The organism is Methanococcoides sp. AM1 (genome assembly GCF_900774055.1).
In the GTDB taxonomy this organism is placed as follows: domain Archaea; phylum Halobacteriota; class Methanosarcinia; order Methanosarcinales; family Methanosarcinaceae; genus Methanococcoides.
On record NZ_CAAGSW010000004.1, the window covers coordinates 282,918 to 307,270 of the forward strand.

Here is a 24,353-nt window from a genome sequence, read left to right on the forward strand (position 1 = left end):
ATATATTAGATAATGAACCTATTTATACATTAATACAAAGAACATACAAAAAATCATTTTGTTTTTTATAAGTATGTTATATTTTAGAAAAGAATTTACCTTAACAGGTCAAAAAACGACAATTGATGCTATAGCCATGGTTAACAGGATAACTAAAGCTAACGGGATGATCACAGTCAACATTACATGAAACTGACATCCTTCTGCAAAAACTATATCAACAGCCTTATTCTAATTCAACCTATGGGCATTTTCAAGGATATCTTTAGTCAAACATCTTACAGGCGAAAGCTAAAGCAGATGGAAAAATCAGCAGAGAGCATATTTGGAAAAGGCTACGTTCTTTTTGAAATGGCACGTTATGAAGAAGCACTGGAAAAATATGATGAAGCTGCAGATATGCTGGAAGAGACGCAGCAAATGTTGCTGGAAAGTGATATGGAAGATGAAGCAAAGAGGATCGAGAAAAAAGCAAGAGATGCCCGATTCAACAAATGTTTTATTCTTTTTAAACTTCAACGATTTGAAGATGCACTTGAGATCATCGATGAAGCACTAAGTAAAAGTCCCGAAGATCCAAGGATCATATTCAGCAGAGGTTTTGTTCTGTTCAGCATCAGTCGATATGAAGAGGCACTTGAGGTCCTTGATAAAGCCATTGAGATGCAACCGGAATTGCCTGATGCATGGTACTGCAAGGCGAATGCTCTCTATCAAATCGAACGCTTTGAAGATGCACTTGAAGCATATGAAAAAGCCATCGAATATGCAGGCATAATGAATTTTGAGTTCCCACGCTATTCTCTCCTGAACATAGACCCCGACCCCACATTAAAGACAAATGCTGCAGGAGTGTGGTATGCTAAAGCAAATACTCTTGATAAGCTGGGACGGCAGGAAGAAGCTATCGAAGCATACAGAAGCGCACTCGAAATAAAAAAAGCATTCCCTGATGCATGGTATTGCCTGGGCAACTGTCTGGCAGATGTCGGCAGGGATGAAGATGCATTAACGGCTTTCACTAATGCAGTTCACATTGAACCGGATTTCAACGCTGCACGTGAGAACAAAGCAGAGATACTATTAAAACTTGGAAGGCAGGAAGAAGCAAAAGAAACGCTTGAATATGAACCAAAGACCGATAGGTGATCAATACATCATCTTATCAGGTTTTTTCTCCCATTCAACCAGCAATTTGCGGCAGCTTTCACATTCGATATTGGTCTTTTCCAATACGGATGGCGAAGCACCTTTTTTCAGTATATCATAGATCATGCCATCGTCAAACCCTATGGAAGCAACTTCATCGGTACTGGTCCCGTAATATAATTTCCTTATACGCGCCCAGCATATGGCAGAAAGGCACATTGGACAGGGCATGGTAGTAGCATATAGTTCACAACCTGAAAGGTCGAAGGTCTCAAGAATTGAAGAAGCTTCGCGTATCGCAACTATTTCAGCGTGTGCAGAGGGGTCGTTGGTGCCAAGCACTTTGTTATGTGCCTTTGAAAGGACCTTTCCATCCTTTACAATAACAGCTCCGAAAGGACCACCTTCATTATTTTGCATGCCTTTGCGTGCTTCCTCCACGGCAATTTCCATGAAGTTATCAGACATGTGTTACTTTTTCCCCTCGAGGTAGTTCAGAAGAAACTTCATTGCATCCTTTTCAGCTTTACCGCCACATTTGTTCACAGTGCAGGAATAAGCCTTGATAAGCCTCATGTATTTTTCATCATTTGTCAGCTCGTAGCGTGTAGCATGCACACAAGATTCTATAACGAGATTAAATCCCCGGTTTACCGACCTAAAAACATGTTTGTTCATCCGCGCATGGAGAGGTTTTAATTTTGCCACCATCGCCTCAGGTGTTTCCTTCATGTCAACACACTCAAAAACGGCCCATGATACTGCGTCCTTGAGTACTGCAAACCCACGTTCATCGTGAGTGAAAACTTCAAATTCAGAATTATCGATATCACCAAACGTGGTGCGCACAAAAAGAAGGGGATCATAGACAAGGTTGGCCACAAGCCTATGCTCTGCCAGGACATTACTATATGTAGTAGAGCCTTTGAAAAGTCGTACAAGCAACTCATCACCCTTACGAATGATACCCATTGGAGCAGCATTTGGAGACCAACCCTGATAGGTGGTCACTATCATTTCACTTATGCCTTCATTTATACCAAACGTATCAAGATCAATTTTTGCCATTAGAATCTCAAGCCCCCAAGCAACGTTATAAAAATGCCTGCTATTACCATATCTGCCGTAGATCCAGGATTTAACCTTTTATCAAGTAAATCCTCATCGAAACTCTCGATGTCTCCCCAGAATAAAGACATTTTGTAATCGTTATTCTCTATTTTTGAAATAATATACTTTGCTTGCATAGAAACATTTTCCGCTGTTTCTATATTAGTCTTTGTCTGGATGAACGTATCCGGATTTTCAGAAAGCAACTTCAAAAATGTGTAAACGATGACCTGATTAATATCAGGGATAGAATCTTCATCATCAGAAGCGGTCATTAAGCGATTTATTGTCTGTGCACAATATGCGCATGTTTTGAACCCATTGACCCACTCGTTGGCTATCTGATCATACCCCTGTGACATTACCATCAGATCGTATAATGTAACCCCTTTTTCCTTCAATGAGCCCAGCGACCCTTCATCCTGAAGATCGAACTCATCCACATCATTCACACGCACCCCTGCTGAACTGAAACATTTGTAGAAATCCAGGGCATCGTCTGTATTCGTTGACATTACGATCTCATGGGCGCGACTGACAAGCCTGTCCACATCAAAGGTTCCGTCATTTTCCAGAAGATCCCCTGCAGCCATAGATAGCGGGATAAGAAGAAGAAATGCACCGAAATGGGTGTTACCACCAGCTTGCCAGGAATTGCTCTGGCAAACAGCGTTCTTTAAGCTCTCACCAATACCAGTGCATCCTCCGGATGCATCTTCAATTACAGGATAGATGCTTACAGCAGATGCAAGGAAGTGCTCGTACCTGGTGTCATCGTAATCATGGTGACGGTCAATATTTCCAGGTTTCGGAGAAGCTGAGACCTCCAGGATCATTGCAAGCTGGGCACAACGCGCAATATATGATGCTGCAGACTTCCCGTTACAGCTCAGTCCATTGGCTGTTGTCCCATGATAATTAAAATTCATTCACAGGTTTTTTAGCATTATCTAGTATATAAGTTGCAAGGTCTTTCTTCAGTTTCATGTAATCTGCTGCAGAAAGATCAAGCAGATCAAGAACTCCATCCCTTAAATAACAGGGTTTTGAGATCTTACAACACCAAACAAGACTGCCAAAACAGGTACTATCCCCGAATTCAAGAGGGGTGTCTTTTGCAAATTCCATCTTGATATTGGCAAATTCCTTAGGACTGTATCCAAGCTGCCCTGCCTTGTTGTGCACAGCACATGGTTTAACAGGCAGACAACAGAATGCAAGTCCCCTAAGATCCCCTTCACCACGGCAGACATGCTTTGGTGAATTGTACCAGCCGATCTGCTCCTGAAGCAGGGTCACTTCCTCAACGAGATGATCAATAAGATGCGGGTCCTGAAGCACGCCCCTTGAAACAGAGACCATGTCAGCACCTTTTGAGAACATCTCTTTAGCATCGTAGAAATCAAGAATGGAATTGTTGCCTATCAGGAATAGCCTTGTAGAGTCACGGACACGCAGTATAGCACTAAGGTCCGCACCTGCGCATTCCATCATAGCATCCAGATGAAGTATATCTGCACCAGCATTTTCGATGGCCCTTGCAAGAGCTATATCGTCGACCACATTTGCCCTGACCTTTACAGAAAGAACAACACCTGTTTCTTTGATCTTAGATATCCAGTCTGCAAGCCTTGGCATGTCCTTCATCAGTGCTTCACCAACACCGATGGATACCATTTCATCCTGCCTGCAGTGGGCATCCAGCTCAAGGATCCCGCCGGCATTTTTTATGACCTCAGCAGCTTTGAGCAATGGCTCAAGGGTTGTACTTCTGACATTAAAGGCCACAGCACCATCAATGTTGATAGCTTTAACTTCATTTTCCAAAAATTCCAGCGGAGTATCGGTTATGAACTCATCCCGACCATTCTCAACAAGCGCCTTAGCCGCTATATTCGTCTCCCCATCCAGATTATATCCGCCGATCACAGCAAGACCGGCATTCTTTGCATAATTGTTTGCAAATTCACTGTTGGTAACACCCGCCATTGGCGCAAGGGCTATAGGGTTGCTGAATTTGACATAACCAATCTGCAGATCAAAAAGTTCATCACTCACAATAATAGCCTCATTAAGGTTTATTTAGCTTAATTTGGGCTGTAAAAGAAAGTAGTTCCATATTAATGTAACGTTACAGAACAAATTGATATATACAGAGAGCAAGAGAATCAATCAAAAAGAAAGAGAGGATATCAAGTGAAACCTATAAAGGCTGCAGCCATCCAGATGGATATTTCCCATTGCAAAAAACAGGACAACATCAACAAAGCACTCATGCTTTCTGAAAATGCAATTTCAAATGGTGCAGAGCTCATAGTGCTTCCCGAAGTATTCTCTACCGGATTCTGCTATGAAGACCTTGACAACGCAGGAGAATCAGAACCCTGCCCTACCATCGAACAACTGAGAGATTTCTCAAGGCAGAACTCCTGTGTTGTTATCGGATCCATAATACAGAAAAATGGCAAAGAAGAAGAAGAAGAACAAGAAATGGAAAGGGAAGAAGAATTAGAAGGAAAAGGGAAAGTAGAACGGAGAAAAAATAACTTCACGAATATGGGCTTCTGTATAGAGAACGGGGAGCTTGCAGGAACATACACCAAAACACATCCATTCGGAAAGGAAAAAGGGTATTTCACATCCGGCGACCAGATCGAACCTATCCGCCTTAAAAGCTATGACCTTTCCATCGGACTGGAGATTTGCTATGAGATGCGTTTCCCGGAAATTGCAAGAAAGCTGGCTATCGCCGGTTCTGATATTCTTATAACCATCGCAGAGTTTCCAAACCCAAGGGAATATCAGTGGAGATCACTTGCAACAGCACGTTCTATTGAGAACCAGATATACCATATTGCCTGCAATAGAACTGGTAAAGACCCCAGCTCCACATTCTTTGGAGCCACCATGATCCTTGACCCCCTTGGAAACGTACTTGCAGATGCAAAAGATAAGGAGTGCTTCATCATTCACGATATCGATCCAAAAATGATGAAAGATACGAGAAAAGCAATTACGGTCTTTGATGACCGCAGACCTGAACTTTACTAATGATAGAAATTAGAAACTAAAATGGACATCAAGCCCAAGTATACTATCTGCCCCACCGGCAATATCACGGGCGATCTCTGCACACCCAATAGAAGCGCTCCATTTGCCAAGTACATCAGGGTTCACACCAATATGCTTTCCTATCCGATCCACGACATAATCCTCTTCACCCATGGAACCAGCAAGAAAAATCTCACCTCTTGATCCATAGTCCTCCATCAGTACCTGCATTGCAGCGATCTCCATGGCTGCGAAAAGTGAAATACGATCCATTGCAAGTACAGCCTCATCCTCATTGCCATTCAGGGCATTCAGAAGATCTTCAACACCTGAATAAGGGCTTCTGTTCAATACACCGGCATTCATGAAAGCATCATTTGCACTGCATTTGCCTGCATCGACATCCCTAATAGCTTCAAGATCAAGAGGACCATGCTGAGTTCCCGGAGCAAAGATGCAGGCATCGATCGCACCTATAAGCTTACCTCCACAGACACCTACGGTCACAGTATTGGAACTGATATCAGAAACTACAAAATCATCAACACCTGTAGAGTAAGCATTGTATGCGATCCCGATCTTTTCAGGACTGGTCGAATGTGAAAAAACGTTCATGCGAGAGTCAGTGTTACTTTTCGAATGGATTCCCGGGATCAAAACTGCAGGTATGACGGATTCCCTTATCGCATCAAAAACACGGGTACCTGCGCCGGTCTTCTTTCCGACACCCTCGATACTGATAACCCCGCGGGATGAAACATCCTTAAGATCTTCAATAGCAACGATGCCATCACCCATAGAATAGGTAACAGCAGCAAGTTCGATATCCGAAATATGGACTCCCAGACCGGAAGTGACCGAATCAAGGATCTCCTGTCCGGACATATTTGCTACTTCTGAACGCGGCAGTTCGAAAGTATTTACACCGTCTTTACCGATCCCGGCAAAACGCATTGCATTAGTACCGTGATCAACCCCGATGAACATAATTAACACCTTAAAATATTAGATGTCAAAAAGCATGGCGTTAAGTTCTTCCATCACACGCTCACCTTCATCATGAGTGGCAACGGTCGTAACGATCCTTATTTCCTGTGAAGAAGTGCCATGGGACAAAAGCATTCGCAGGTTACCCCTTTCATCAGGACGCAGTACCTTTGCAGCAAGATTCCCACCAGGAGAGCTCTTTCCTTTGACGGTTATAACGGATGGAATGATGCTCTTGACCTCTTCGTGCTGGCTTATGATACCGAGGATCTTTTTTCCCTGACGCTCACCTATAACAGTGGAGTGCGCACCGTGAAGTTTCCCTTTTAACAAAGCTTCCCAATTTTTAATCGAATTATCTTCCATGCACGAAATTTGAAAAGCTGATATAAAAACATTACTGACATATATAAATCAAAAGGAAAGATATGGAAAAACAAAGTAAATTAAAGTAAAAAAGGAAGGGGATATGGCACCGATCGGTGCTTCTATCCACTTAAATGTCATGCACGTCGCTCATATCGAGCAGACGGATGTTTGCGCCATCAAGAGCCTTGACAGCACCTCTGATATCATTTACGCGCACAATAAGGAATGCTTTCTCGGTCTTTGTTACAAAGGCATAAGCATAATCGATGTTGATGTTTTTTTCACTGAGAACATCTGCGATCATGGCAAGCTGGCCGGGCACATCCTCCATCTCCACACCAAGAACATTTGTCTCGGATACAGTAAATCCTGCATCATGGAGCACTTTATGAGCTGAATCGGGATTATCCACAACCATCCTGATTATACCAAAGTCTCCGGCTTCAGCAATAGTAAAAGCGCGAATGTTAATGCCGGATTCCTTAAACTTCTCAGCGATGTTTGCAAGCCTTCCCGGCTTGTTCTCTGCAAATAATGAGATCTGTTTGATCATTTTCTCTTCCATGAGATCAACCCCTTAAGTTCTATTAGAATGACTCCTTCTAAAGTTTTATATCTTTCTGTTATCGATAACTTTCTTTGCCTTACCCATTGAGCGTGGCAATGACCCGTGCTCGACGAGCTCTACCTTAACAGCAATGTTCAGCACGCTCTTAAGGGCTGAAGCCACCTTTTTCTCAAGGTCCATGATGTCAGTGACCTTATCGCTGAAAGCAGCGTCATTCATTTCGATCTGCACTTTCATGATATCCAGTTCATTGACCCTGTCAACGATGATCATGAAGTGCTCGCCAACCTCAGGAATATCCATCAGAACGGATTCCACCTGCCCAGGGAAGACATTGATGCCACGAACGATAAGCATGTCGTCAGCACGACCCAGTACACGCATGATACGTGGATGTGTACGACCACATTTACATTCATCCCAGTTCAGAACAGTTATATCACCGATCCGGTACCTGATAAGCGGCAATGCTTCCTTCACAAGTGTTGTGATCACAAGCTCACCGCGTTCGCCATTTGCCACAGGTTCACCGGTATCAGGGTTGATGACCTCTACAAGGAACTGGTCTGCCCATATATGGATACCATTTTGAGACTGACATTCAGTGAAGAGAGGACCACTAAGTTCGGATGTTCCGAATATATCATAGGCCTTGATGCCCGTGGAATCTTCGATCCTCTTACGCATCTCTTCGGACCATGGCTCGGCACCCAGCACGCCTACGCGAAGCTTTGTATCATCCTGGAAACTGATGCCTGCATCCCTTGCAGCTTCGATCATGAACAAAAGGTATGAAGGAGTGCATGCAATGACAGTGGACCCAAGGTCCTGCATAAGTTCGATCTGCCTGTCGGTATTCCCGGAGCTGGTAGGAAGAACGGTACATCCGGCTTCTTCTGAACCGTAGTGCATACCAAGACCACCTGTGAAAAGACCATAGCCATAGCCTATCTGCATGATATCGTCCCTTCCTACACCAATGGATGTCAATGCACGTGCAAGGGAAGTTGACCATGTCTGAATATCATTATCAGTGTAACCGACCACAGTAGGTTTGCCAGTGGTCCCTGATGAAACGTGGAAGCGTACAAGCTTGTTGTTCGGAACACAGAACATACCTGTTGGATAAGTGTCCCTCAGGTCTTTCTTGAATGTGAATGGTAGCTTTGTAACATCATCCAGTGTCTTGATGTCCTCAGGTTTTACACCCGCATCATCGAATCTCTTTTTGTAAAAAGGAGAATGCTCATAAACATATTTTACAAGCTGGCACAACTTTTGTTCCTGTACTTTTTTTAACTCATCGACAGGCATTCTCTCGATCTGTGGATTCCAGTATTCTATCATATTATCACGCTATTGTTGATCAATATTGATGAGGATTTGTCATAACCACTTATAAACTCAACGGGTTTTTCTTATCCTTCAAAATTTCTCTTACCAACTCGACACATTCAAAAAGAATAGTGTCCATATCGGCAACGACATCGATGCCTGCTGCACCGGCATGGCCTCCACCAGTACCCTCATAGTGACCACTGATCTCTTCCATGATCTTGCCAAGATTCACTCCTGCATTTACAGCATCACGCTTTGCACGACCACTCACCCTTATGCTATCGCCACGTGCAGTGCCAACAAAAGCAACATCTCCGCCAATATTGATCAGCATAGATGATGCAGAGCCGCCAAAGGAACTTACATTGGATGTCACCACAAGCCAGTCATTAATACGCTCGATAGTTGCACGTGAAGCAGACTTGAGCATTGCGATCCTCATCGAGACATCCTGAGGAGTTGAAGCCATCAAGTCAAGCACCTCCGCATACTCCACACCACTTGACTCGATTATCTCACCAAATGTCTTGAAGGTCTTGCTTGTAGCATGCTTGAAATGCCCGGTATCCGTAACGACCCCTGCCATCAGGCCCAATGCCAGTCGGTGCATGATGGGAGCACCCATGCAGGTTAGTACATCATATACGATCTCCGCCACAGATGTTGCATTGCGGTGAAGGTAAAAAGCAGCATTTTCTGTAAGTGCAGTAGTTGCATGATGATCTATCACGCAGTAATTAGAAAGTTTAATGTCATTAAGCTGTGCGCTGGTAGATGTATCTACTACCACTACCAGATCATAATCTTCCGGATTTGGACTTTCTACTACATCGATCTCTAGCTTATCAACAAGAAGGGAGGCAACTCTGTTGCTACCATCTACCAGACCTACGGTCCCCCCTATTGCTTCAGAGAGTGCAAATGCACTACTTATAGCATCAGGGTCGGCATTGCGATGGCATAGATATAAGATGTTGTGATAATCCAGAAGTCTATTGTAAAAGCCAACTTCATCAACCTGCATTTCTACCTCTCATCTTTCCCAAAGAATATAGAATCTCTGAAAAGATAATCGGTGGGTTTACAAGGATTACTGTCCCTGCGTACCCATTGCCTGCTGAAGTTGTTCCTGGAGCTGGGTAAAACGCTTTGAGATGCGTTCTTCCTGACGGGACAGTGACTGAAGTCTCAATGAAAGTGTATCAAGTCTTTCTTTGAGTTTTGTTACGGTCTCTTCCTTGGTAGACTGGATCTGAAGGTCTCCTACAGCCCTGTAAACAACAGCGTCATCTGAAAGCTTTTCAAGTTCTTCAAGTGCCATTTCTGACTCTTTCTGCATAGAAGCCATCTGGTTCTTCTGCATTGCAAGAGACTGCGCTTGCTGCTGAACCTGCTGCAATTGTGCAAGCTGGTTCTGTACTTGTGGGGGTATTTCTGAACTCATTTTGGTTTCACCTGACCAATCAATAAACCTGAAATGATTTTAATGTTTCTATCACGAATAAGGTAAAACAAAAAGCAGGCATCTCATATGCCATTACAGGCATTCCTGCTGACCACACATACATCATGTGCAATCTGCACAAGACGGAGCCACGTATTTAATGTTGAACGCATGGAAATAATATCGTCAGCACTTACGCACATTACGAGAGAAGAATTCCTGACCTCCACATTTACAGAAGACCTGTCAGTTACAGTGGTCTCCAGCTCAGGCAGGATTGACCTATAGACAGCTTCGGCATCATCCATCATTATAACAGATTCTGAAAATAGCTTCAAACAGCTGCCTCCGGCACCCTGTAGCTTTTTACATTGAGTCTGAAAAGTAGTTTACCTGAATACAGGAACTCCATCCTGTCATCTTCTACACGGATACATTTAGCCATCCCATCACATTCGTCATTAGGAATGCCAAGGTAATGTGACAGCATATTTCCAAGTTCACCGTCCCCCATTAGAACAGGTTCCATGGATTTGAGGTTGGAAAATTTGTAGCCATCAGGATAGAAAATGCTCAAACGAATGGACAAAAGCTCTGCCCCATCCTCATCGTAGAATATGAGGCTTCCGGGACTTCCATGATAATCACCAACGACGACTAAATTGGTATCGTCGGAATATGACATAACGTCAGCAAGACCCATTTTACCCCGGGTCAAATACTCGCAATTAAAAAAAGATGCCAAATACTTGCACAAAGTACGAGTATTGGCAGAAGGTTTGCGAGAAGAAGTTATCAACATGACTTCTTACTCGGCTTTGACTGTTTTGATCGATGCCTGCGGCCTTTCCTTTACAAGAATCCTGTGTCCACAATAAGGACAGCGGATTCCGGTATACTCGTAGTCGATCTCGACCGGGCGCTTGCATCGAGTGCACTTGTAGTCCATATGATTACTCAACCTGCTCAGTGGCTTTCTTAACAGACCTCATTACAGTACTACCTACTGTAGTAGTTGGAAGGTATGTGCCACCTGCAAAGGTATATCCACACTTTTTACATTTCCAGATGCCGGTCCCAACTCTCTTTACAGTCAGGCGTGCACAGTTTGCACACTTGTGTGGCATGTGCATCTTTTCTTCAAGATCCGCAACCAACTTACGGTCTCTTCTTCCATAGCGTGTGCCGAATCTTCCTGCAGATCGGGACACACGTCCTTTCTTTGAGTATTTTTTTGCCATTATAATCGTCTCCTTGATGTGGATTCCTTAATAATCGAGCTTATAATGATCGGATAAATCGTCATGAACTGCTACGATGAGCATCGATCAAACTCATATGTTAAGGAGGTACTCCTCCCTTATCTTAGCGCCTATTTCACATGATTTTTCAACAGCTTTCAGGAACTTTTCCTCTGAAAGCGAGCCTGCGCCGCTCTTCTGCATGGCACAGATCGAACCATCCTGGTTGGAAACGATAGTGACCTTTGTATCACAGATCGACTCCTCGTTGTTGCTTGCATCAATGAAATACTCGCCTCCAACATTAACGAAGGTAAGTGATACAGGCATCTCACGAATAGGCATCTTCGTATCCTCTCCACGGCCTTCGCGTTCTGCCGGGATGGTTGCTGTCATGAGAGCTGCAATTGCACCAAGTGATGCTGCATCAAGCAGGTTTCCGCTGTCGTTCAAGACATGGACGTCTAAAAAGACCATCCAGACCTCTTCTCCTTCCGTAATACACAACTTGTTTAAATCAATTGCGCCTGATTCACGAATACCACGGTCGACCACGCGTGCCATTTCGATAGCTTTGGGCCTTGGAGGGCCTGCCTCGAAGTCTGGTGAAGCGATCGGGTTCAATTCCATGCTGGTGATTATAACACCCTTATCAGCAGAATCCGGGAAAGGTGTACCGACCTGAAGCTTTACACCTACAATGACCTGAGTATCGCCGTAGCAGACCTTTGCAGAGCCTTCTGCTTTGTCTATGACATTGGTCTCAAGTTTAATGTCACGCATCTCATCGAATGCACGACCATCCTCACGCTGACCCTTGAGAGCCAGGTTGAATATGAAATCTTTTTTCAGTCTTGATACAGCTTCATTGCTCATATTTCTCACCCTCTTCCTCAGTGGACTCCTCGCCCTCTGGCTCTGAAGCGACTTCTTCTTCATTTAATTCTGCTGCTTCCCCGATCTCTTCCTCGCTCACTTCAAATTCAGTGACGTCTTCTTCGAACATGGCTTCAGCTTCTTCGACCTCAACATCTTCAGCTTCTGCAACTTCGATGTCTTCGATGTCATCACTTTCTTCAACATCATCCTCTTCTTCAGCTGCTTCAGAAACTTCTTCTTCCTCGGACATGATGTCAGCCTGAAGCTCAGCATCTTCAAGGACCTCTTCCTCTTCAGCACTGCCAAACCTTTCTAAAAGAGCTGCTTTCTGTATTGCAAATATCTGCTCACAGCCTTCCCTGACCATCTCAATGCCCTTGTTGATCTCCTCAACGGTCAGATTTCCGTCCATCTGCAAGAGAGTTATCTCACCATCTTCGGTCATTGCAATAGGCAGATCAGCGTCACCATAGTTGTCCTCAGGTTTGTTAAGATCGATCACAAGCTGACCATCCACTTTACCGACAGCACAGGCAGCCACCAGTCCCTTCATAGGGATACCGGCATCCACTAATGCGAGTGTTGCAGCATTGATTGCTGCTGTTCTTGTTCCTGCATCAGCCTGAAGGACCTCTGCGAATACATCGATAACAGCAGATGGGTAAAACTGCTTCATAACAACAGGCTCGAATGCTTCTCCACTTACTTTGGATATCTCAGTGCTTCTCCTGCTTGGACCAGGACGTATACGGTCCTCAACAGAGAATGCTGCCATATTGTACCTGTATCTTACAAGCGCTTCACCTGGGCGCTGAAGCCTGCGTGGGTGAAGTTCCCTTGGGCCATAAACTGCAGCAAGAACCTTGTTATTACCCCATTCAAGATAACATGAACCATCTGCCCTTGAGAGTACGCCCATCTCAACGGTCATAGGGCGGATCTCATCAACACGCCTACCGTCAAGGCGAATCCCGTTTTCATCAATAAATTTTTCCGGTTTATCACTCATATTCAATCTCCAATTTCATCTCTTTACTCCCATATTTCAGCAGGCCTTGTTTATGCCTCATCCACTTCATCGTCGAGGAGAGCATCGACCTTACGACAGGTTTCTTCTGTAACATTGTCTTCTTTTGCGGGCAGAGTTGACCTTTCTTCCTCTATCAGCTCATCCGCATCCGACTCCGCAACCGTTTCCGGTTCATTTCTCAGGAACCTGCCCACTTTATCCGTTAAACCGGATATATGAGATTCACGTTCGATCATTTCGATAGCATCCGCCAGATGATCCATATCATCTGATCTTCCGTTGATCCAGATACGGCCGTTCTTTCCTACGAACACATCACAGTTCGACTCTTTCTTAAGGATCGATACCATGGAACCACTATGACCGATCACACGAGGGACCTTTGCAGGTACAACATCGATGATACGACCTTTTGTCAGCACTCTCGTACCAGGCTCACGCATGGTAAGTTCCACTTTCATGGACTTGCTGACATCCTTTACACGAACAATTACGCAATCCCCGATAGTCATACATCCCCTCATTTCTGAGGAATCTACGCGCTTTGGATATTCGGAAACATGAAGCAATCCGTCATAAGGAGATCCAGTTTCCATTATCCAATTCGAAGGAGTTACATCAATTACAGTACCGATTATGTAATCCTTGCGTGAAGGATAGTACTTTCCTGAAAAAGGTACAACTGAAGCTTTGTTCTTGACGTTTGCAATTCCATAGAGCAAGGAATAGACCTTGCCGTCCTTTACATATGTTCCCGGTCCGGCCATTTTCTCCTTATCAGAAAGGAGCTGTCCGGGGATTACGATTTTCCGATCCATAAATTAGCCTCTTACAAAAGTTTGGTTTCAGCATCACCTTTTGTCAGATGGTTTACAAGACCGTAAAAATCATTCTGCAATCCTGCAGGCATCTTGACCACAGCAACCCATGATCCATCATTTTCCCATCTATCCTTGAGCATAGTACCGAACTTAGCAATATCACCATATGATTTACCAGCGTATTCTGCAGGGACCTTGACCTCTACCTCTACTTCTTCAAAGCGTATTGGTATAATTGGCCTGATCGCCTTCATCACAATGTTGACCTGCTCATCGACGCTTTTCAATGGGTCAATATGAACTTTTGCTTCACCCATGGCCTTCTCTATACGTGCCGCTGGATGAGGGGTCCTTGTTTGTGGATTGATAGCGTTCTGTGCAATAATGGAAATTACCTGTTTGGTCTTTTCCTCAAGAATATGTTTCCTCTGCTCTTTAGTGAGCTGAAGTTCACCGTGTTTTATAATATGTGCTGCGATCTCGAACACATCAGTGGTCTCGAACGCATTGGAAAGATCTGACTCGGCCACATGATCTCCGGTACTGGCATCCTCAAAGATGGACTCGACTGCAAGAATATCCTCGATCTTTACGTTGCCACCTTTCTTGAATTCCAGTGCTCCATCAGGGTCTACAAGTACTTCATAATGTTTGCTGCCTTTCTTCAACCTTGCAACCAATGATTCATCAAGTGATACCATAATCTACTCCCTCCTATTTACTAAGCAATTTTTAAAATGAATTACTCTTCCGGCTGGCCCTCGGACTCTTCCTCTTTGTCGTCTTCCTTGTGTTCTTCAAGAATACGTTCCACAAAGGATGCGACCTCTTCTTCGGGACATTTTCTGAACTGGTGGTCTTCAAGAGTTACCATACCCACTTCAAGTGTGGATGCATCCAGTTTCATATCTGTTGCTCTGTAAAGTGCTTCCATACCAAGCATAACAACTTCATCCATGGTCATGTCATCGCGGTGTTTTTCCTCGAATGTTTCCATGAAGGTGTTCCTACCTGCACCAATAGCAGTTGCCTTGTACTCAAGAAGTGCACCGCTTGGATCGCTTTCAAATAACCTTGGTTTGTTGTCATCAACGCCTGCTATCAAAAGAGCAGTGCCATACGGACGAACTCCGCCATATTGGGTATAGGTCTGCTTATGGTCGCAGATCTTCTTGGAAAGGACCTCTACACCTATAGGCTCGTCATATGTGACCATATTTACCTGGGCTTCGACCCTTGCACGATCTACAAGTGCACGTGCATCTGCAACAAGGCCTGATGTTGCAACACCTATGTGCTCATCTATCTGGAAGATCTTTTCAATTGACTCTGCCTCTATCAATCTGCTTGTGATCCTCTTATCTACCAACAGAACCACACCGTCCTTTGCTTTTATGCCAGCTGCCGTAGTACCTCTCTTGACAGCCTCCCTTGCATATTCTACCTGGAAGAGCCTTCCATCAGGACTAAAAACAGTAATTGCTCTATCATAACCCATTTGTGGTGCCATTTGCATGATCTTTTATCTCCTACTATTTACTTTCGTGATGCTAAAAAACGTATGAATAGAGTTTCTGTACATTCACCTAGTTCACTTATAACTTATTTAAATTATTCTATAAATGGATGTTCATGGTTTTTCTTCAGGACTATATACCGTACACCCTTCTAAATACTTATTTGTTGCTCCATGAACAGTACCTGATATACCCAGAACATGGATAATAACAGGATTCCCATTAACTGAGCTCACTGAAGCAAGAACTGCACGTGTCATATCAACTCTTTCCCGGAGGCAACGTACGACGCCCCTGGAATCCTCAAAATCAAGTAATCTTATATCACATTCACTTGAACCCTGATCACCGATAAGCGACCCTGCACACGAAAATATCTCGCGAAGAAGGTCACTCCGATCCACACCAGCCCCACCTATAAGTTCAAAGGCAAAGTACCTTTTATTAGTACGCTGTGTCGGAGGAAGTATCTTCATTAATCCTCACCATCCATGCCAGAAAGATCATCCTCAAGGATCTCCACACCTTCACATATGAAATTAGTACCACGGCGAAATCTTCTTATGATGTCTGCCGGAGTCTCACTCAAAGCCATTAAGGCCTCATCGCGTTCCATTCCAAAAAGTGTTGCCAGGGCCATCATCTCTCGCGGAGCACGCAGACCATAGGAGAATGATGCATTATTCGTAAGCAAAAACGGAACATCATATTTCCTTGTAAGTGCCAGGATCTCCCTGAAATGGGAAAGACTGTGCACACGCCGACCTCCGCATAACATTATCAGAGAAGCCATATCAAATGCAATTGCGACATTATTATCACTTGCGGACTTTGCAAGCACATGGTTCAATCCGCATCCTTTTGGAGTGCCGGGATGCAAAAGTATATCCACATTCGGATTTTCCACAGCTGCACGATTTATGCCCTCATCGCCGCCATGTACAGCAAGTATCTCCATTTTTTTGCGATATTTTCCCACAAGTCCATGGAGCTTTGAAGGATTAGAAGAGACCAGTTCGACTCCTCGTAATATCTCAAACCCGTTGTCAGAACTACCTTTTGAAAGAGAGTCCGAATTCGAATGATTAGTTAGTGCAATGCCACCAAAACCCAGATGTTTTGCCATTGCAACCATTTCTTCCTGCGTACTTTTGCCATCTGGTGCACAATGAACACAAAGGTCATAGAACACAGGATCAGCCAAATAATTCCTCCACAATATATCCGGCCTGCTGGCGGTCCTTTGGATATGTTTCTATCTTCAACTTCACGATTATCGCATCAGAAGAAGAGGAAAGTTTGACCTTACCATTATATGCCGCCTGCTTATCGAACCTTAAGTGAAACATCTGGTCCTCATCCAGCCTGTCAGGCATCTCACTTCTAAGTAGTCCCACGTCATCAGGAGACATATTACTACGAACAAATGTTGCAAAAGCACGTGTGTCAGGTTTTCGTTTGATGGTCGTGCTTAAAAGTGAAATCGGGTTACCATGGTAACCTTCTATATTCAGTACCTCAACATACTTCCCAGTATCAGTACACTTGCCTTTATCAAATGAATTTAATAAAAAGAGGTCCAGAGCATCTCTTACTCTGGACTCATCCTCTGTAGCATGTGCGGTTACACGCACAGATATATAGTGAATCACTTTCTGCTGCTGTTGATGTTTGATCTGATGCTTGGTCTGGTCTTTTCAGTACCGGTACCGCGCGTCCTCATACCTCTGCCTTTGCGACCTGCACTGGTCTTACCGCGGAATGCCCTTCCACTGTGAGCCTTGTCACAGATCCAGTTGAGATTCTTGTCGCTTTTGATAACAGGGTGGCTTGGATCAACAAGGATAACTTCATACCATTTCTGTTTACCGTCTTCGCCAACCCAGTAAGAGTTAAGTACTTCCATGTTAGGGAATTTCCTGCTTGCACGCTCTTCAGAGATCCTCTGGATGCTCTTGCCGACAGTTATCTTGTTCTTGCCTGTGTGCTGAGTACGCCTACCACGGATGTAACGGGACTTCCTCATGCTACCCCTTCGTACCTTTACACGAGCTACGACGATACCCTGCTTTGCCTTGTAACCAAGTGCTCGTGCACGGTCGATACGGGTTGGCCGCTCTACTCTTGTGACTGAGCCTTCCTTTCTCCATACCTGAAGTCTTTCCCACCTGAGATCACGAACATATGAATCCCCGGGGTTCTTCCATGCGTCTCTTACATATCCATAAAATGATTTTGACAATTTATTCACCTTGTTTCACGTTAGTTTCACGGTTCAGCCAAAATTACTTCGGCCACACTCCTACGGGACTCTCATCCCGACAATGAAACATTCGGTAGTACATACAACATACCATTTAAAGCTTTGTATAAGACAAAAACCAAAAGAAGCAAGGCTATTTGAAAATTAATAAAATGAAAAGAAAGGACGTGGGGCTGGTGAGATTCGAACTCACGATCGACGGGTCTCTCCGAACACTGCCATTACGACAGTAAATGTTCTTAAAGAACACACATCAGTGCTCCAACGGTTCCTCACTGACCCACCCCGTCGGGTAGATCTCAGCAGACCCGTTGTTCATCATTTATCCGCTGGAGCCCGTCGCCATTCCTGGCTAGGCCACAGCCCCGCAACCTTGCGATTGCAACCCTCAGATACATCTCATCGATGATATAGGTATCGGTATGAGGGACAGAAAAATCGGGTATAGAATGCACCCAGATACATTCAAACCCACGACAATATCAATTATTCCGCATCTATAAGGTCAGCAAGCTCAACACAGATTTTTTCGATCTCTTCACGGATGCTGTCCACAGACACACCCAGAAGACCTGCAAGATAAAGTGCACCGCCTGCACCAACGCCTTCTTTAACATACCCAAGCTCATACTGCCTCAGGCCTTTGTGTGAAGAACGACCAAATCCAGGGTCAATAGCATGCATATCCGCATCAAGCGCTTCAATGATCTCATTGAAATTGGCACTTTCATCATCTACCACATAGCTAGTGGTCACAATAGAGACATTACTGAGATCAGTACCTGCATGTTTCATGAAAGCATATACAGCTGCCATCTGAGTACCTCCCGCAAGGATAACACGCTTACCCTTAAGGCCTTCCACAAGACCTGCGGTTGCCGGCATCATAGGATCACCAAGACATGAAAGGGCCTTTAGAGGGTCAGACCGCAGACTTCCCTTTGTAACGCCTGAGACCTCCATTGCTTCACTAACCACTTTTTGCTTTAAAGCAACCGGGTTTTCAGAAGAGCTGCTACTCACATGACCATCGTACCCAAGAGCATTGAGCACACCCATTGCAGTGGTCGTTCCGGCAGGAGTACTTTCCCCGATCACGAACATGTCATGATCATCGCGCACCTTCTCACCAACTTCACGTGCACGCTCAATAATAACCTCAACATCATGAACCGCGATCTCCTTACGGATATCCTCACCGGGTTTAGCACCAAGGTCCTCAAATGGAACCTTAGGAGCGATCTTTAAACCTGAATTAACGAATAGATGAGGCACATTTGAAAGCTGTAAAGATGCACGCGTGATAAGGCCTGGAGTGGGAGTGTTGTAAGGAGGGGTCATGGGAATTACCGGAGTACTGATGATACCACCGGTCTCCACAAGTTCTGCATCCCCTGTGGGAGTATAGTCCGTCAGTTTGGCAGTCTTTCCTGCTGCAGATATCTTTTCAATGTATGCAGTTTCAGTATTTGCCAGCACACAAATGAAAAGTGGCTTTTCAGGTTTCTTATCATTAGCTATCAGAGATTCCATTTTTATCACCCTCCCATGTCATTATAATATCAGTAAGTCTTTGCAACGTAAACCCTTATGCTGGTATCTTTGCCACACATAGGACACTTATAGTTCCCATCTTCATCCTGATCAGTAGGAATTCCAAGTATACCTGCACCAACCTCTTCATCCATTTCAAGTCCGCATTTCTCCTCGCCACACCATGGGACATGTGCAATACCTTCAGAGACCTTCTCTTTTATCTCTTCCACAGTAGTACAATCGAATATACGTGCTTTAAGGTTCTCTTTTGCATTCTCCAGAAGGGAGAACTGGATGACTGCGAACCTCTCGATCACTTCATTAGCAATCGATGAAAGAGGTACCTGTTCCTTCTCACCAGTATCACGCCTTACAAGCATAGCAGCTTCCTTCTCAAGGTCCTTCGGACCGATCTCGATCCTTAAAGGAACACCCTTCATTTCCCATTTGTAGTACTTGGAACCAGGACGCTTGTCACTATCATCGATAGTAACACGAACACCTGCAGCTTCAAGAGTTTCCTTTACATCATTGCATGCGGCCAGAACGGCTTCAGATTTCTTGAAGAGGATCGGAATGATCACTGCCTGGACAGGTGCGACCTCCGGTGGCATGACAAGCCCCTTGTCATCACCATGAATAGAGATCAGAGCAGCAATAGAACGTTCAGAAACACCATAGCATGTCTGGTGAGCATAGACCTGCTCCCCTGTAGCATCCTCATACTTGATATCGAAGGTCTTTGCAAAATTGTCACCCAGATGATGGGCGGTTCCGACCTGCAATGTCTTGCCATCAGGCATCAGTGCATCCACTGCGATCGTATAATCAGCACCCGGGAACTTGTCCCAGTTAGGTCGTTTTGAAGGCAGAACAGGAACTGCGAGCCTTCTGTAGAACTCAGAATATAACCTTATGGCCTCATCCACCTGTGCAGCAGCATCATCCCATGTAGCATGTACTGTATGAGCCTCCTTGAAAGATGTGATCTCACGAAGGCGTATAAGTGGTCGGGTATGCTTTGTTTCATACCTGAAAGTGTTGACGATCTGATACAATTTCAATGGAAGATCAGCATGTGAACGTACCCAGAGACGGTACATCGGATAAATTGCAGTCTCGCTGGTAGGACGAAGTGCAAGCTTTACATCAAGAGGAGTTGTTCCCCCGTTCAATACCCAGTAAACCTCATTCTCGAAACCTTTAATGTGCTCAGCTTCTTTCATGAACTCATTCTCAGGTATCAAAAGAGGAAACATCGTTTCCTGATGGTCCTTGTCGAGAAGTTCACGAATTATCCTATAAACGTTCCTGCGAATGGAAAAACCAAAAGGATACCATACGTACGAACCCTTCACAGGATAACGTACATCCATGATCTCTGCTACCTGGAGCAAGTCGTTATACCATTCACTAAAGTTCTCTTTTGGAGGAAGCGCTGCTTCTTTTTCTTGTTCGGCCATAATGTCACCAATAAGATCAAAATGATTCAATTAGAATATTTAGTTAGAATTGTGTCAGCTAACACATGCATCATTTATATTCATTTCCAATAGGCTGGATCTTATCAGAAGAATCGACTTCCAGCTCGGAAGAATCGATGTCAAACACTACCATACCACTATGGAGATTAGCTGCTTCTTCTTCAGAAAGAGTACGAGATGTAGCTTTTTCAGAAATAATAGCACTGTTTCCCAGAGGATCTTCGATAATTACCTTTAATGGAAGTTCACCCTCAATAGCTTCCTCGAGCATCTTCTGTAGCTCTAAGCCACGTTCATGTGCTTCAGGTTCATCCTTTACCCACTCAGTGGCAGTCACAACAACAGATCTGACCCTTTCAAGGATACCTTCAATATTTGTCACATAGGACTCTGAAACTGAGCCCGGTTCAACGTCAATTCCCAGATCAGGAATGCGGATAGTACCTGACGTGGAACGAATTACCCTTGCATTAAGATCTTCCAGGCCCTCTACCATCATTTCAAAACGCACTGGCTCTTTTTGCGTCAGGATCATAGTGTCAGTGAACCTGAAACTACAGTTAGAACAAGTAGTCGAAATATACATCACTTCCCCGAAATAGGGGATCTGATCGCCATTCCACTTAATAACAAGCTCCTCATGGCAGAGAGGGCATGATGTTCGTGTTTCAAAAGATTTCCGGGATCCTTCCCCGGAATCGTTCTCTGTGCTCAATACCTTCCACCAACTATCTTAGACCTGTCTATCTTGACGCCTGTTGGTGTAACAAGTACCTGGTCATCCTTGATACCCGCAATATCACCATGCACATCGATGACTACATCCTTCAGGTCCTTGAGTGCCCTGTCGAGCATGAGTTTGTCAGCTTTGATGTTGGAGATATCGATCATGAGGATATTGCCATCATAGACCTCTTTCTTCAGACCTGGAAGCTCATTCAGGTTCGTAAGTTCTGCCACTCTGACATAGGTCTCTGCAGGTTCATCTGCCAGTTCCTGCTCAAACTTGCCGAGATCAAGCTCGGTATATTCGTCAGCATCTGTTGCACCCTTTGATCCGCTTCCAAATAATTTGTCCATGAAATTTGCCATAGTCCGCACCTTTGTGTTAAAATTTTATTGAATGGATATAGAATATATCACTATTAAGTCTTTTAATATTTAAGCCATTAGCCATTTTAGGCACTTTTAGCTTTGCAGCAATGTTAACGGGTTTATTATGTATGGTCATCATATTTTAATGATGGCTTTGCATTCAAAAATATCGCCGACATCTTAGGCTTCAAGATTCCACAGGTCGTCCCCTACATGATGAATGGATTTTACTGCTTTCCCGGACTTACCGACCATCCCGCTTCCAGGTATTAGTGCACGACCAATAGCAAGCGGTTTACCGTGAGTCTCTTCTGTGATTATAACAAGATCGTTCGCCGCAATTTCAGGATCAGCACTTACGATACCCGGACACATTATATCTGCACCGTTGACAACAAATTTTACTGCTCCGGCATCCACTGTCACTTTACAGCAATCAAGCCCAAGCTCCAGTACGCCCCTTACAGTTGGGAAAGGATGCTCGTCCCCTTCATGGAAGAACAGGATACCCCCATCCACGATTATGATCTTAAACCAGTCCGCAGTAGCACTTTCTAACTTTCGCTCTTCGATCTTGTCAATGACATCACCAAAGGAGGACCTAAGGGAAGTCAACAATTTATTCTTTGCAGATTTTCGTAGTTGAACTCTGGACTTTATTTTCAACTTACCACCTTTGATAAGATAATATTAGCTTGCACCACATTAAGCATCATTCACCCTTAAACGTTTCGCGCAGTCGATATCGAAAGGGATGGAAAATAAACTGAAACCATAATTTAACGAAGCATTTCAATTCCTTTAGATAATACCCAAAAAGAACCATGGATTATATCAGATGTTACAAATACCTGAATTATCAAGGCCAAAAAGAAACATTGAAAATCGTGAATGTTTAGAACTTGGTCGAATGATACATATAAGTACATTGCAATTCGTATACAGAGAAATTCAAGATAGACATTAATAATAATTCACATTAAGTAGATTATAACCGTCCAACTTGACCAGTATTTCTAAAAAACGAATTATGGAGGCCCTACCATAAGTTATGCTGAGAGAAAGAAGTATTCTGCATACACTCTTTCGAATTACAAAGACATTCATCAGATAAAGGATCTAAGCCAGCAACACCTGGAGGAGATAGAAATTGCTGCACGGATACTTCCATTCCGTGTTAATAATTATGTGGTTGAGGAACTTATCAACTGGGATGATGCCCCAAATGATCCGATATTCACATTGACATTCCCTAACAAGGACATGCTGCTCCCACAGCACTACAAAGAAATGGCGGACCTATTCCGAAATGATGCTCCGGAAGAAGAGATACAGAAGGAGATACAGAAAATACGCCTGAGCCTTAATCCCCATCCTGCAGGACAACTGGAGAAGAACGTTCCGGAACACGATGGAAAAATTATCAGTGGAATGCAGCACAAATACGATGAAACGATCCTATTCTTCCCTGCACAGGGCCAGACCTGCCATGCATTCTGCACATTCTGTTTCAGGTGGGCACAGTTCATTGGAATGGACGACCTGAAATTTGCCAGTCGTGAGATCGAACTACTAATATCATACATCCAGGAACATCCTGAGATCAAGGATGTGCTTTTCACCGGCGGGGATCCCATGACCATGAGTGCGGGCCTTCTCAAAAAATATATAGAACCACTCCTTGAAGCAGATATTCGCAGCCTTGAGAACATAAGGATAGGTACCAAATCACTAAGCTACTGGCCTCAGCGTTTTGTATCAGATAAAGATAGCGAAGATATTCTTTCTCTTTTCAGCAATGTCACAGAACACAAAAAGCACATGGCTCTCATGGCACACTTCAACCATCCCAGGGAACTTGCCACCGATACTGTGAAGAAAGCGATACAGAACATCCGTGCAACAGGTGCACAGATACGAACCCAGTCCCCCCTGATAGCACACATCAATGATGATCCTGCACTCTGGGAAGAGATGTGGAGAGAGCAGGTTCGTCTGGGTTGTATACCTTATTACATGTTCATGGTAAGGAACACAGGTGCAAAGCACTATTTCGATGTACCTATGGCAAGGGCATGGGAGATATTCCAGAACGCATACCAGAACGTCAGCGGGCTTGCAAGAACAGTTCGCGGACCAAGCATGTCCACTGACCCCGGGAAGATCAATATTCTCGGCGTTCAGGAGATCAACGATGAGAAGGTATTTGTTCTTGAGTTCCTTCAGGGACGTGAAAGCAACTGGGTGCGCAAGCCTTTCTTTGCGAAATATTCACCAACAGCTTCATGGCTTAATGATCTTGAACCCGCTTTTGGGCAAGAGAAGTTCTTCTTTGACTAAAATAACCATTAACTGCACAGATCATGTTTACACAACATTAAAGATTACTTTAATTCGCACGATCTGTGTGCACACACTTTTTGTTTTAATTTTCATTGTGGCAGCATCATACAATAATATTTAAATTGGTT

General features: G+C 44.1%; 31 protein-coding genes and 1 tRNA gene. 3 read left to right on the forward strand and 29 right to left on the reverse strand.

Annotation, left to right across the window (positions count from 1 at the left end; all coding sequences use genetic code 11):
* Positions 1–243 precede the first annotated feature (243 nt).
* Positions 244–1,149, forward strand: coding sequence for a tetratricopeptide repeat protein (locus tag E7X57_RS08485; RefSeq protein ID WP_167880953.1), 906 nt, complete (start codon positions 244–246; stop codon positions 1,147–1,149).
* Here E7X57_RS08485 and E7X57_RS08490 read toward each other — a convergent pair whose 3' ends face one another.
* From E7X57_RS08490 to E7X57_RS08505, 4 genes are read right to left on the reverse strand one after another with little or no spacing between them, the layout of a single operon-like run.
* Positions 1,150–1,617 carry a nucleoside deaminase gene (locus E7X57_RS08490; RefSeq protein WP_244603653.1) on the reverse strand — a complete coding sequence of 156 codons (468 nt, stop codon included), beginning with the start codon at positions 1,615–1,617 and terminating at the stop codon, positions 1,150–1,152.
* Positions 1,618–1,620: 3 nt separating this feature from the next.
* A complete protein-coding gene (locus E7X57_RS08495) occupies positions 1,621–2,217 on the reverse strand; it encodes a DUF447 domain-containing protein (protein WP_135612537.1) in 597 nt (198 codons plus the stop codon).
* Positions 2,217–3,188 (reverse strand): triphosphoribosyl-dephospho-CoA synthase, encoded by a 972-nt coding sequence (locus E7X57_RS08500; protein ID WP_135612538.1) that lies wholly within the window; start codon positions 3,186–3,188, stop codon positions 2,217–2,219. Before E7X57_RS08500 ends, E7X57_RS08495 begins: the two co-directional genes overlap by 1 nt.
* On the reverse strand, positions 3,178–4,317 hold the full coding sequence (locus tag E7X57_RS08505) for a methanogenesis marker 9 domain-containing protein (RefSeq protein WP_135612539.1): 1,140 nt from the start codon (positions 4,315–4,317) through the stop codon (positions 3,178–3,180). Before E7X57_RS08505 ends, E7X57_RS08500 begins: the two co-directional genes overlap by 11 nt.
* Before the next feature lie 138 nt (positions 4,318–4,455).
* On the opposite strand from E7X57_RS08505, the gene E7X57_RS08510 reads away from it, so the two are divergent.
* Positions 4,456–5,310, forward strand: coding sequence for a nitrilase-related carbon-nitrogen hydrolase (locus E7X57_RS08510; RefSeq protein WP_135612540.1), 855 nt, complete (start codon positions 4,456–4,458; stop codon positions 5,308–5,310).
* Between the two features lie 9 nt (positions 5,311–5,319).
* Here E7X57_RS08510 and E7X57_RS08515 read toward each other — a convergent pair whose 3' ends face one another.
* The 25 genes from E7X57_RS08515 to E7X57_RS08630 all read right to left on the reverse strand — a co-directional run bounded on the left by E7X57_RS08515 (position 5,320) and on the right by E7X57_RS08630 (position 22,548).
* On the reverse strand, positions 5,320–6,297 hold the full coding sequence (locus E7X57_RS08515) for a methanogenesis marker 12 protein (RefSeq protein WP_210409052.1): 978 nt from the start codon (positions 6,295–6,297) through the stop codon (positions 5,320–5,322).
* Between the two features lie 18 nt (positions 6,298–6,315).
* Positions 6,316–6,663, reverse strand: a complete 348-nt coding sequence (locus E7X57_RS08520) for a DUF2103 domain-containing protein (RefSeq protein ID WP_210409053.1) — start codon at positions 6,661–6,663, stop codon at positions 6,316–6,318.
* A gap of 130 nt (positions 6,664–6,793) precedes the next feature.
* The gene (locus E7X57_RS08525) at positions 6,794–7,231 is read right to left on the reverse strand and encodes an ACT domain-containing protein (RefSeq protein WP_135612542.1); all 438 of its coding nucleotides are present in this window, start codon (positions 7,229–7,231) and stop codon (positions 6,794–6,796) included.
* Between the two features lie 45 nt (positions 7,232–7,276).
* Positions 7,277–8,581: a phenylacetate--CoA ligase family protein gene (locus E7X57_RS08530; RefSeq protein ID WP_135612543.1), complete on the reverse strand. Its 1,305-nt coding sequence runs from the start codon at positions 8,579–8,581 to the stop codon at positions 7,277–7,279.
* Between the two features lie 49 nt (positions 8,582–8,630).
* On the reverse strand, positions 8,631–9,596 hold the full coding sequence (locus E7X57_RS08535; RefSeq protein WP_135612544.1) for a bifunctional oligoribonuclease/PAP phosphatase NrnA: 966 nt from the start codon (positions 9,594–9,596) through the stop codon (positions 8,631–8,633).
* A gap of 66 nt (positions 9,597–9,662) precedes the next feature.
* Positions 9,663–10,016: a prefoldin subunit beta gene (locus E7X57_RS08540; protein ID WP_048193980.1), complete on the reverse strand. Its 354-nt coding sequence runs from the start codon at positions 10,014–10,016 to the stop codon at positions 9,663–9,665.
* Positions 10,017–10,099: 83 nt separating this feature from the next.
* The gene (locus E7X57_RS08545) at positions 10,100–10,354 is read right to left on the reverse strand and encodes a KEOPS complex subunit Pcc1 (RefSeq protein WP_135612545.1); all 255 of its coding nucleotides are present in this window, start codon (positions 10,352–10,354) and stop codon (positions 10,100–10,102) included.
* The gene (locus E7X57_RS08550) at positions 10,351–10,818 is read right to left on the reverse strand and encodes an rRNA maturation protein (protein WP_135612546.1); all 468 of its coding nucleotides are present in this window, start codon (positions 10,816–10,818) and stop codon (positions 10,351–10,353) included. Before E7X57_RS08550 ends, E7X57_RS08545 begins: the two co-directional genes overlap by 4 nt.
* A 6-nt stretch (positions 10,819–10,824) precedes the next feature.
* Complete coding sequence (locus tag E7X57_RS08555; RefSeq protein ID WP_081955744.1) at positions 10,825–10,965, reverse strand: DNA-directed RNA polymerase subunit P; 141 nt, start codon at positions 10,963–10,965, stop codon at positions 10,825–10,827.
* Positions 10,966–10,969: 4 nt separating this feature from the next.
* Positions 10,970–11,257, reverse strand: coding sequence for a 50S ribosomal protein L37ae (locus E7X57_RS08560; RefSeq protein ID WP_135604491.1), 288 nt, complete (start codon positions 11,255–11,257; stop codon positions 10,970–10,972).
* Between the two features lie 93 nt (positions 11,258–11,350).
* Positions 11,351–12,142 (reverse strand): exosome complex protein Rrp42, encoded by a 792-nt coding sequence (rrp42, locus tag E7X57_RS08565; protein ID WP_135612547.1) that lies wholly within the window; start codon positions 12,140–12,142, stop codon positions 11,351–11,353.
* Positions 12,123–13,145 carry an exosome complex exonuclease Rrp41 gene (gene rrp41 / locus E7X57_RS08570; protein ID WP_135612548.1) on the reverse strand — a complete coding sequence of 341 codons (1,023 nt, stop codon included), beginning with the start codon at positions 13,143–13,145 and terminating at the stop codon, positions 12,123–12,125. The genes rrp42 and rrp41 overlap by 20 nt, the downstream gene beginning before the upstream one ends.
* A gap of 50 nt (positions 13,146–13,195) precedes the next feature.
* On the reverse strand, positions 13,196–13,984 hold the full coding sequence (gene rrp4, locus E7X57_RS08575; protein ID WP_135612549.1) for an exosome complex RNA-binding protein Rrp4: 789 nt from the start codon (positions 13,982–13,984) through the stop codon (positions 13,196–13,198).
* Between the two features lie 11 nt (positions 13,985–13,995).
* Entirely contained in the window at positions 13,996–14,688 is a 693-nt protein-coding gene (locus E7X57_RS08580; protein ID WP_135612550.1) for a ribosome assembly factor SBDS, read from the reverse strand.
* Positions 14,689–14,729: 41 nt separating this feature from the next.
* On the reverse strand, positions 14,730–15,503 hold the full coding sequence (gene psmA / locus E7X57_RS08585; RefSeq protein ID WP_135612551.1) for an archaeal proteasome endopeptidase complex subunit alpha: 774 nt from the start codon (positions 15,501–15,503) through the stop codon (positions 14,730–14,732).
* Positions 15,504–15,617: 114 nt separating this feature from the next.
* Complete coding sequence (locus E7X57_RS08590) at positions 15,618–15,980, reverse strand: Rpp14/Pop5 family protein (protein ID WP_135612552.1); 363 nt, start codon at positions 15,978–15,980, stop codon at positions 15,618–15,620.
* A complete protein-coding gene (gene rnp3, locus E7X57_RS08595; protein WP_135612553.1) occupies positions 15,980–16,708 on the reverse strand; it encodes a ribonuclease P protein component 3 in 729 nt (242 codons plus the stop codon). Before rnp3 ends, E7X57_RS08590 begins: the two co-directional genes overlap by 1 nt.
* On the reverse strand, positions 16,701–17,138 hold the full coding sequence (locus E7X57_RS08600) for an RNA-binding protein (protein ID WP_371413184.1): 438 nt from the start codon (positions 17,136–17,138) through the stop codon (positions 16,701–16,703). Before E7X57_RS08600 ends, rnp3 begins: the two co-directional genes overlap by 8 nt.
* A gap of 14 nt (positions 17,139–17,152) precedes the next feature.
* Positions 17,153–17,746, reverse strand: coding sequence for a 50S ribosomal protein L15e (locus tag E7X57_RS08605; RefSeq protein WP_135612555.1), 594 nt, complete (start codon positions 17,744–17,746; stop codon positions 17,153–17,155).
* A gap of 189 nt (positions 17,747–17,935) precedes the next feature.
* Positions 17,936–18,134 (reverse strand) — tRNA-Trp (locus tag E7X57_RS12515).
* A 119-nt stretch (positions 18,135–18,253) separates the two neighbouring features.
* Positions 18,254–19,300 (reverse strand): nicotinate mononucleotide-dependent phosphoribosyltransferase CobT, encoded by a 1,047-nt coding sequence (gene cobT, locus E7X57_RS08610; protein WP_135612556.1) that lies wholly within the window; start codon positions 19,298–19,300, stop codon positions 18,254–18,256.
* A 29-nt stretch (positions 19,301–19,329) separates the two neighbouring features.
* Positions 19,330–20,766: a proline--tRNA ligase gene (gene proS, locus E7X57_RS08615; protein ID WP_135612557.1), complete on the reverse strand. Its 1,437-nt coding sequence runs from the start codon at positions 20,764–20,766 to the stop codon at positions 19,330–19,332.
* A gap of 70 nt (positions 20,767–20,836) precedes the next feature.
* On the reverse strand, positions 20,837–21,502 hold the full coding sequence (locus tag E7X57_RS08620; protein WP_135612558.1) for a ZPR1 zinc finger domain-containing protein: 666 nt from the start codon (positions 21,500–21,502) through the stop codon (positions 20,837–20,839).
* Positions 21,499–21,879 carry a cell division protein SepF gene (gene sepF, locus E7X57_RS08625; RefSeq protein WP_091690040.1) on the reverse strand — a complete coding sequence of 127 codons (381 nt, stop codon included), beginning with the start codon at positions 21,877–21,879 and terminating at the stop codon, positions 21,499–21,501. Before sepF ends, E7X57_RS08620 begins: the two co-directional genes overlap by 4 nt.
* 183 nt (positions 21,880–22,062) lie before the next feature.
* Positions 22,063–22,548, reverse strand: coding sequence for an RNA-binding protein (locus E7X57_RS08630; protein WP_135612559.1), 486 nt, complete (start codon positions 22,546–22,548; stop codon positions 22,063–22,065).
* Positions 22,549–23,070: 522 nt separating this feature from the next.
* On the opposite strand from E7X57_RS08630, the gene E7X57_RS08635 reads away from it, so the two are divergent.
* The gene (locus tag E7X57_RS08635) at positions 23,071–24,222 is read left to right on the forward strand and encodes a KamA family radical SAM protein (RefSeq protein ID WP_244603654.1); all 1,152 of its coding nucleotides are present in this window, start codon (positions 23,071–23,073) and stop codon (positions 24,220–24,222) included.
* The last annotated feature ends 131 nt before the right edge of the window (positions 24,223–24,353 follow it).

What these genes read in the sequence shown, in the direction of transcription:
- E7X57_RS08485 (WP_167880953.1), top strand. Translation starts at nt 244, where the DNA reads ATGGGCATTTTCAAGGATATCTTTAGTCAAACATCTTACAGGCGAAAG.
- E7X57_RS08490 (WP_244603653.1), bottom strand. Translation starts at nt 1,617, where the DNA reads ATGTCTGATAACTTCATGGAAATTGCCGTGGAGGAAGCACGCAAAGGC.
- E7X57_RS08495 (WP_135612537.1), bottom strand. Translation starts at nt 2,217, where the DNA reads ATGGCAAAAATTGATCTTGATACGTTTGGTATAAATGAAGGCATAAGT.
- E7X57_RS08500 (WP_135612538.1), bottom strand. Translation starts at nt 3,188, where the DNA reads ATGAATTTTAATTATCATGGGACAACAGCCAATGGACTGAGCTGTAAC.
- E7X57_RS08515 (WP_210409052.1), bottom strand. Translation starts at nt 6,297, where the DNA reads ATGTTCATCGGGGTTGATCACGGTACTAATGCAATGCGTTTTGCCGGG.
- E7X57_RS08520 (WP_210409053.1), bottom strand. Translation starts at nt 6,663, where the DNA reads ATGGAAGATAATTCGATTAAAAATTGGGAAGCTTTGTTAAAAGGGAAA.
- E7X57_RS08525 (WP_135612542.1), bottom strand. Translation starts at nt 7,231, where the DNA reads ATGGAAGAGAAAATGATCAAACAGATCTCATTATTTGCAGAGAACAAG.
- E7X57_RS08530 (WP_135612543.1), bottom strand. Translation starts at nt 8,581, where the DNA reads ATGATAGAATACTGGAATCCACAGATCGAGAGAATGCCTGTCGATGAG.
- E7X57_RS08535 (WP_135612544.1), bottom strand. Translation starts at nt 9,596, where the DNA reads ATGCAGGTTGATGAAGTTGGCTTTTACAATAGACTTCTGGATTATCAC.
- E7X57_RS08540 (WP_048193980.1), bottom strand. Translation starts at nt 10,016, where the DNA reads ATGAGTTCAGAAATACCCCCACAAGTACAGAACCAGCTTGCACAATTG.
- E7X57_RS08550 (WP_135612546.1), bottom strand. Translation starts at nt 10,818, where the DNA reads ATGTTGATAACTTCTTCTCGCAAACCTTCTGCCAATACTCGTACTTTG.
- E7X57_RS08555 (WP_081955744.1), bottom strand. Translation starts at nt 10,965, where the DNA reads ATGGACTACAAGTGCACTCGATGCAAGCGCCCGGTCGAGATCGACTAC.
- E7X57_RS08560 (WP_135604491.1), bottom strand. Translation starts at nt 11,257, where the DNA reads ATGGCAAAAAAATACTCAAAGAAAGGACGTGTGTCCCGATCTGCAGGA.
- rrp41 (WP_135612548.1), bottom strand. Translation starts at nt 13,145, where the DNA reads ATGAGTGATAAACCGGAAAAATTTATTGATGAAAACGGGATTCGCCTT.
- rrp4 (WP_135612549.1), bottom strand. Translation starts at nt 13,984, where the DNA reads ATGGATCGGAAAATCGTAATCCCCGGACAGCTCCTTTCTGATAAGGAG.
- E7X57_RS08580 (WP_135612550.1), bottom strand. Translation starts at nt 14,688, where the DNA reads ATGGTATCACTTGATGAATCATTGGTTGCAAGGTTGAAGAAAGGCAGC.
- psmA (WP_135612551.1), bottom strand. Translation starts at nt 15,503, where the DNA reads ATGCAAATGGCACCACAAATGGGTTATGATAGAGCAATTACTGTTTTT.
- E7X57_RS08590 (WP_135612552.1), bottom strand. Translation starts at nt 15,980, where the DNA reads ATGAAGATACTTCCTCCGACACAGCGTACTAATAAAAGGTACTTTGCC.
- cobT (WP_135612556.1), bottom strand. Translation starts at nt 19,300, where the DNA reads ATGGAATCTCTGATAGCTAATGATAAGAAACCTGAAAAGCCACTTTTC.
- proS (WP_135612557.1), bottom strand. Translation starts at nt 20,766, where the DNA reads ATGGCCGAACAAGAAAAAGAAGCAGCGCTTCCTCCAAAAGAGAACTTT.
- sepF (WP_091690040.1), bottom strand. Translation starts at nt 21,879, where the DNA reads ATGGCAAATTTCATGGACAAATTATTTGGAAGCGGATCAAAGGGTGCA.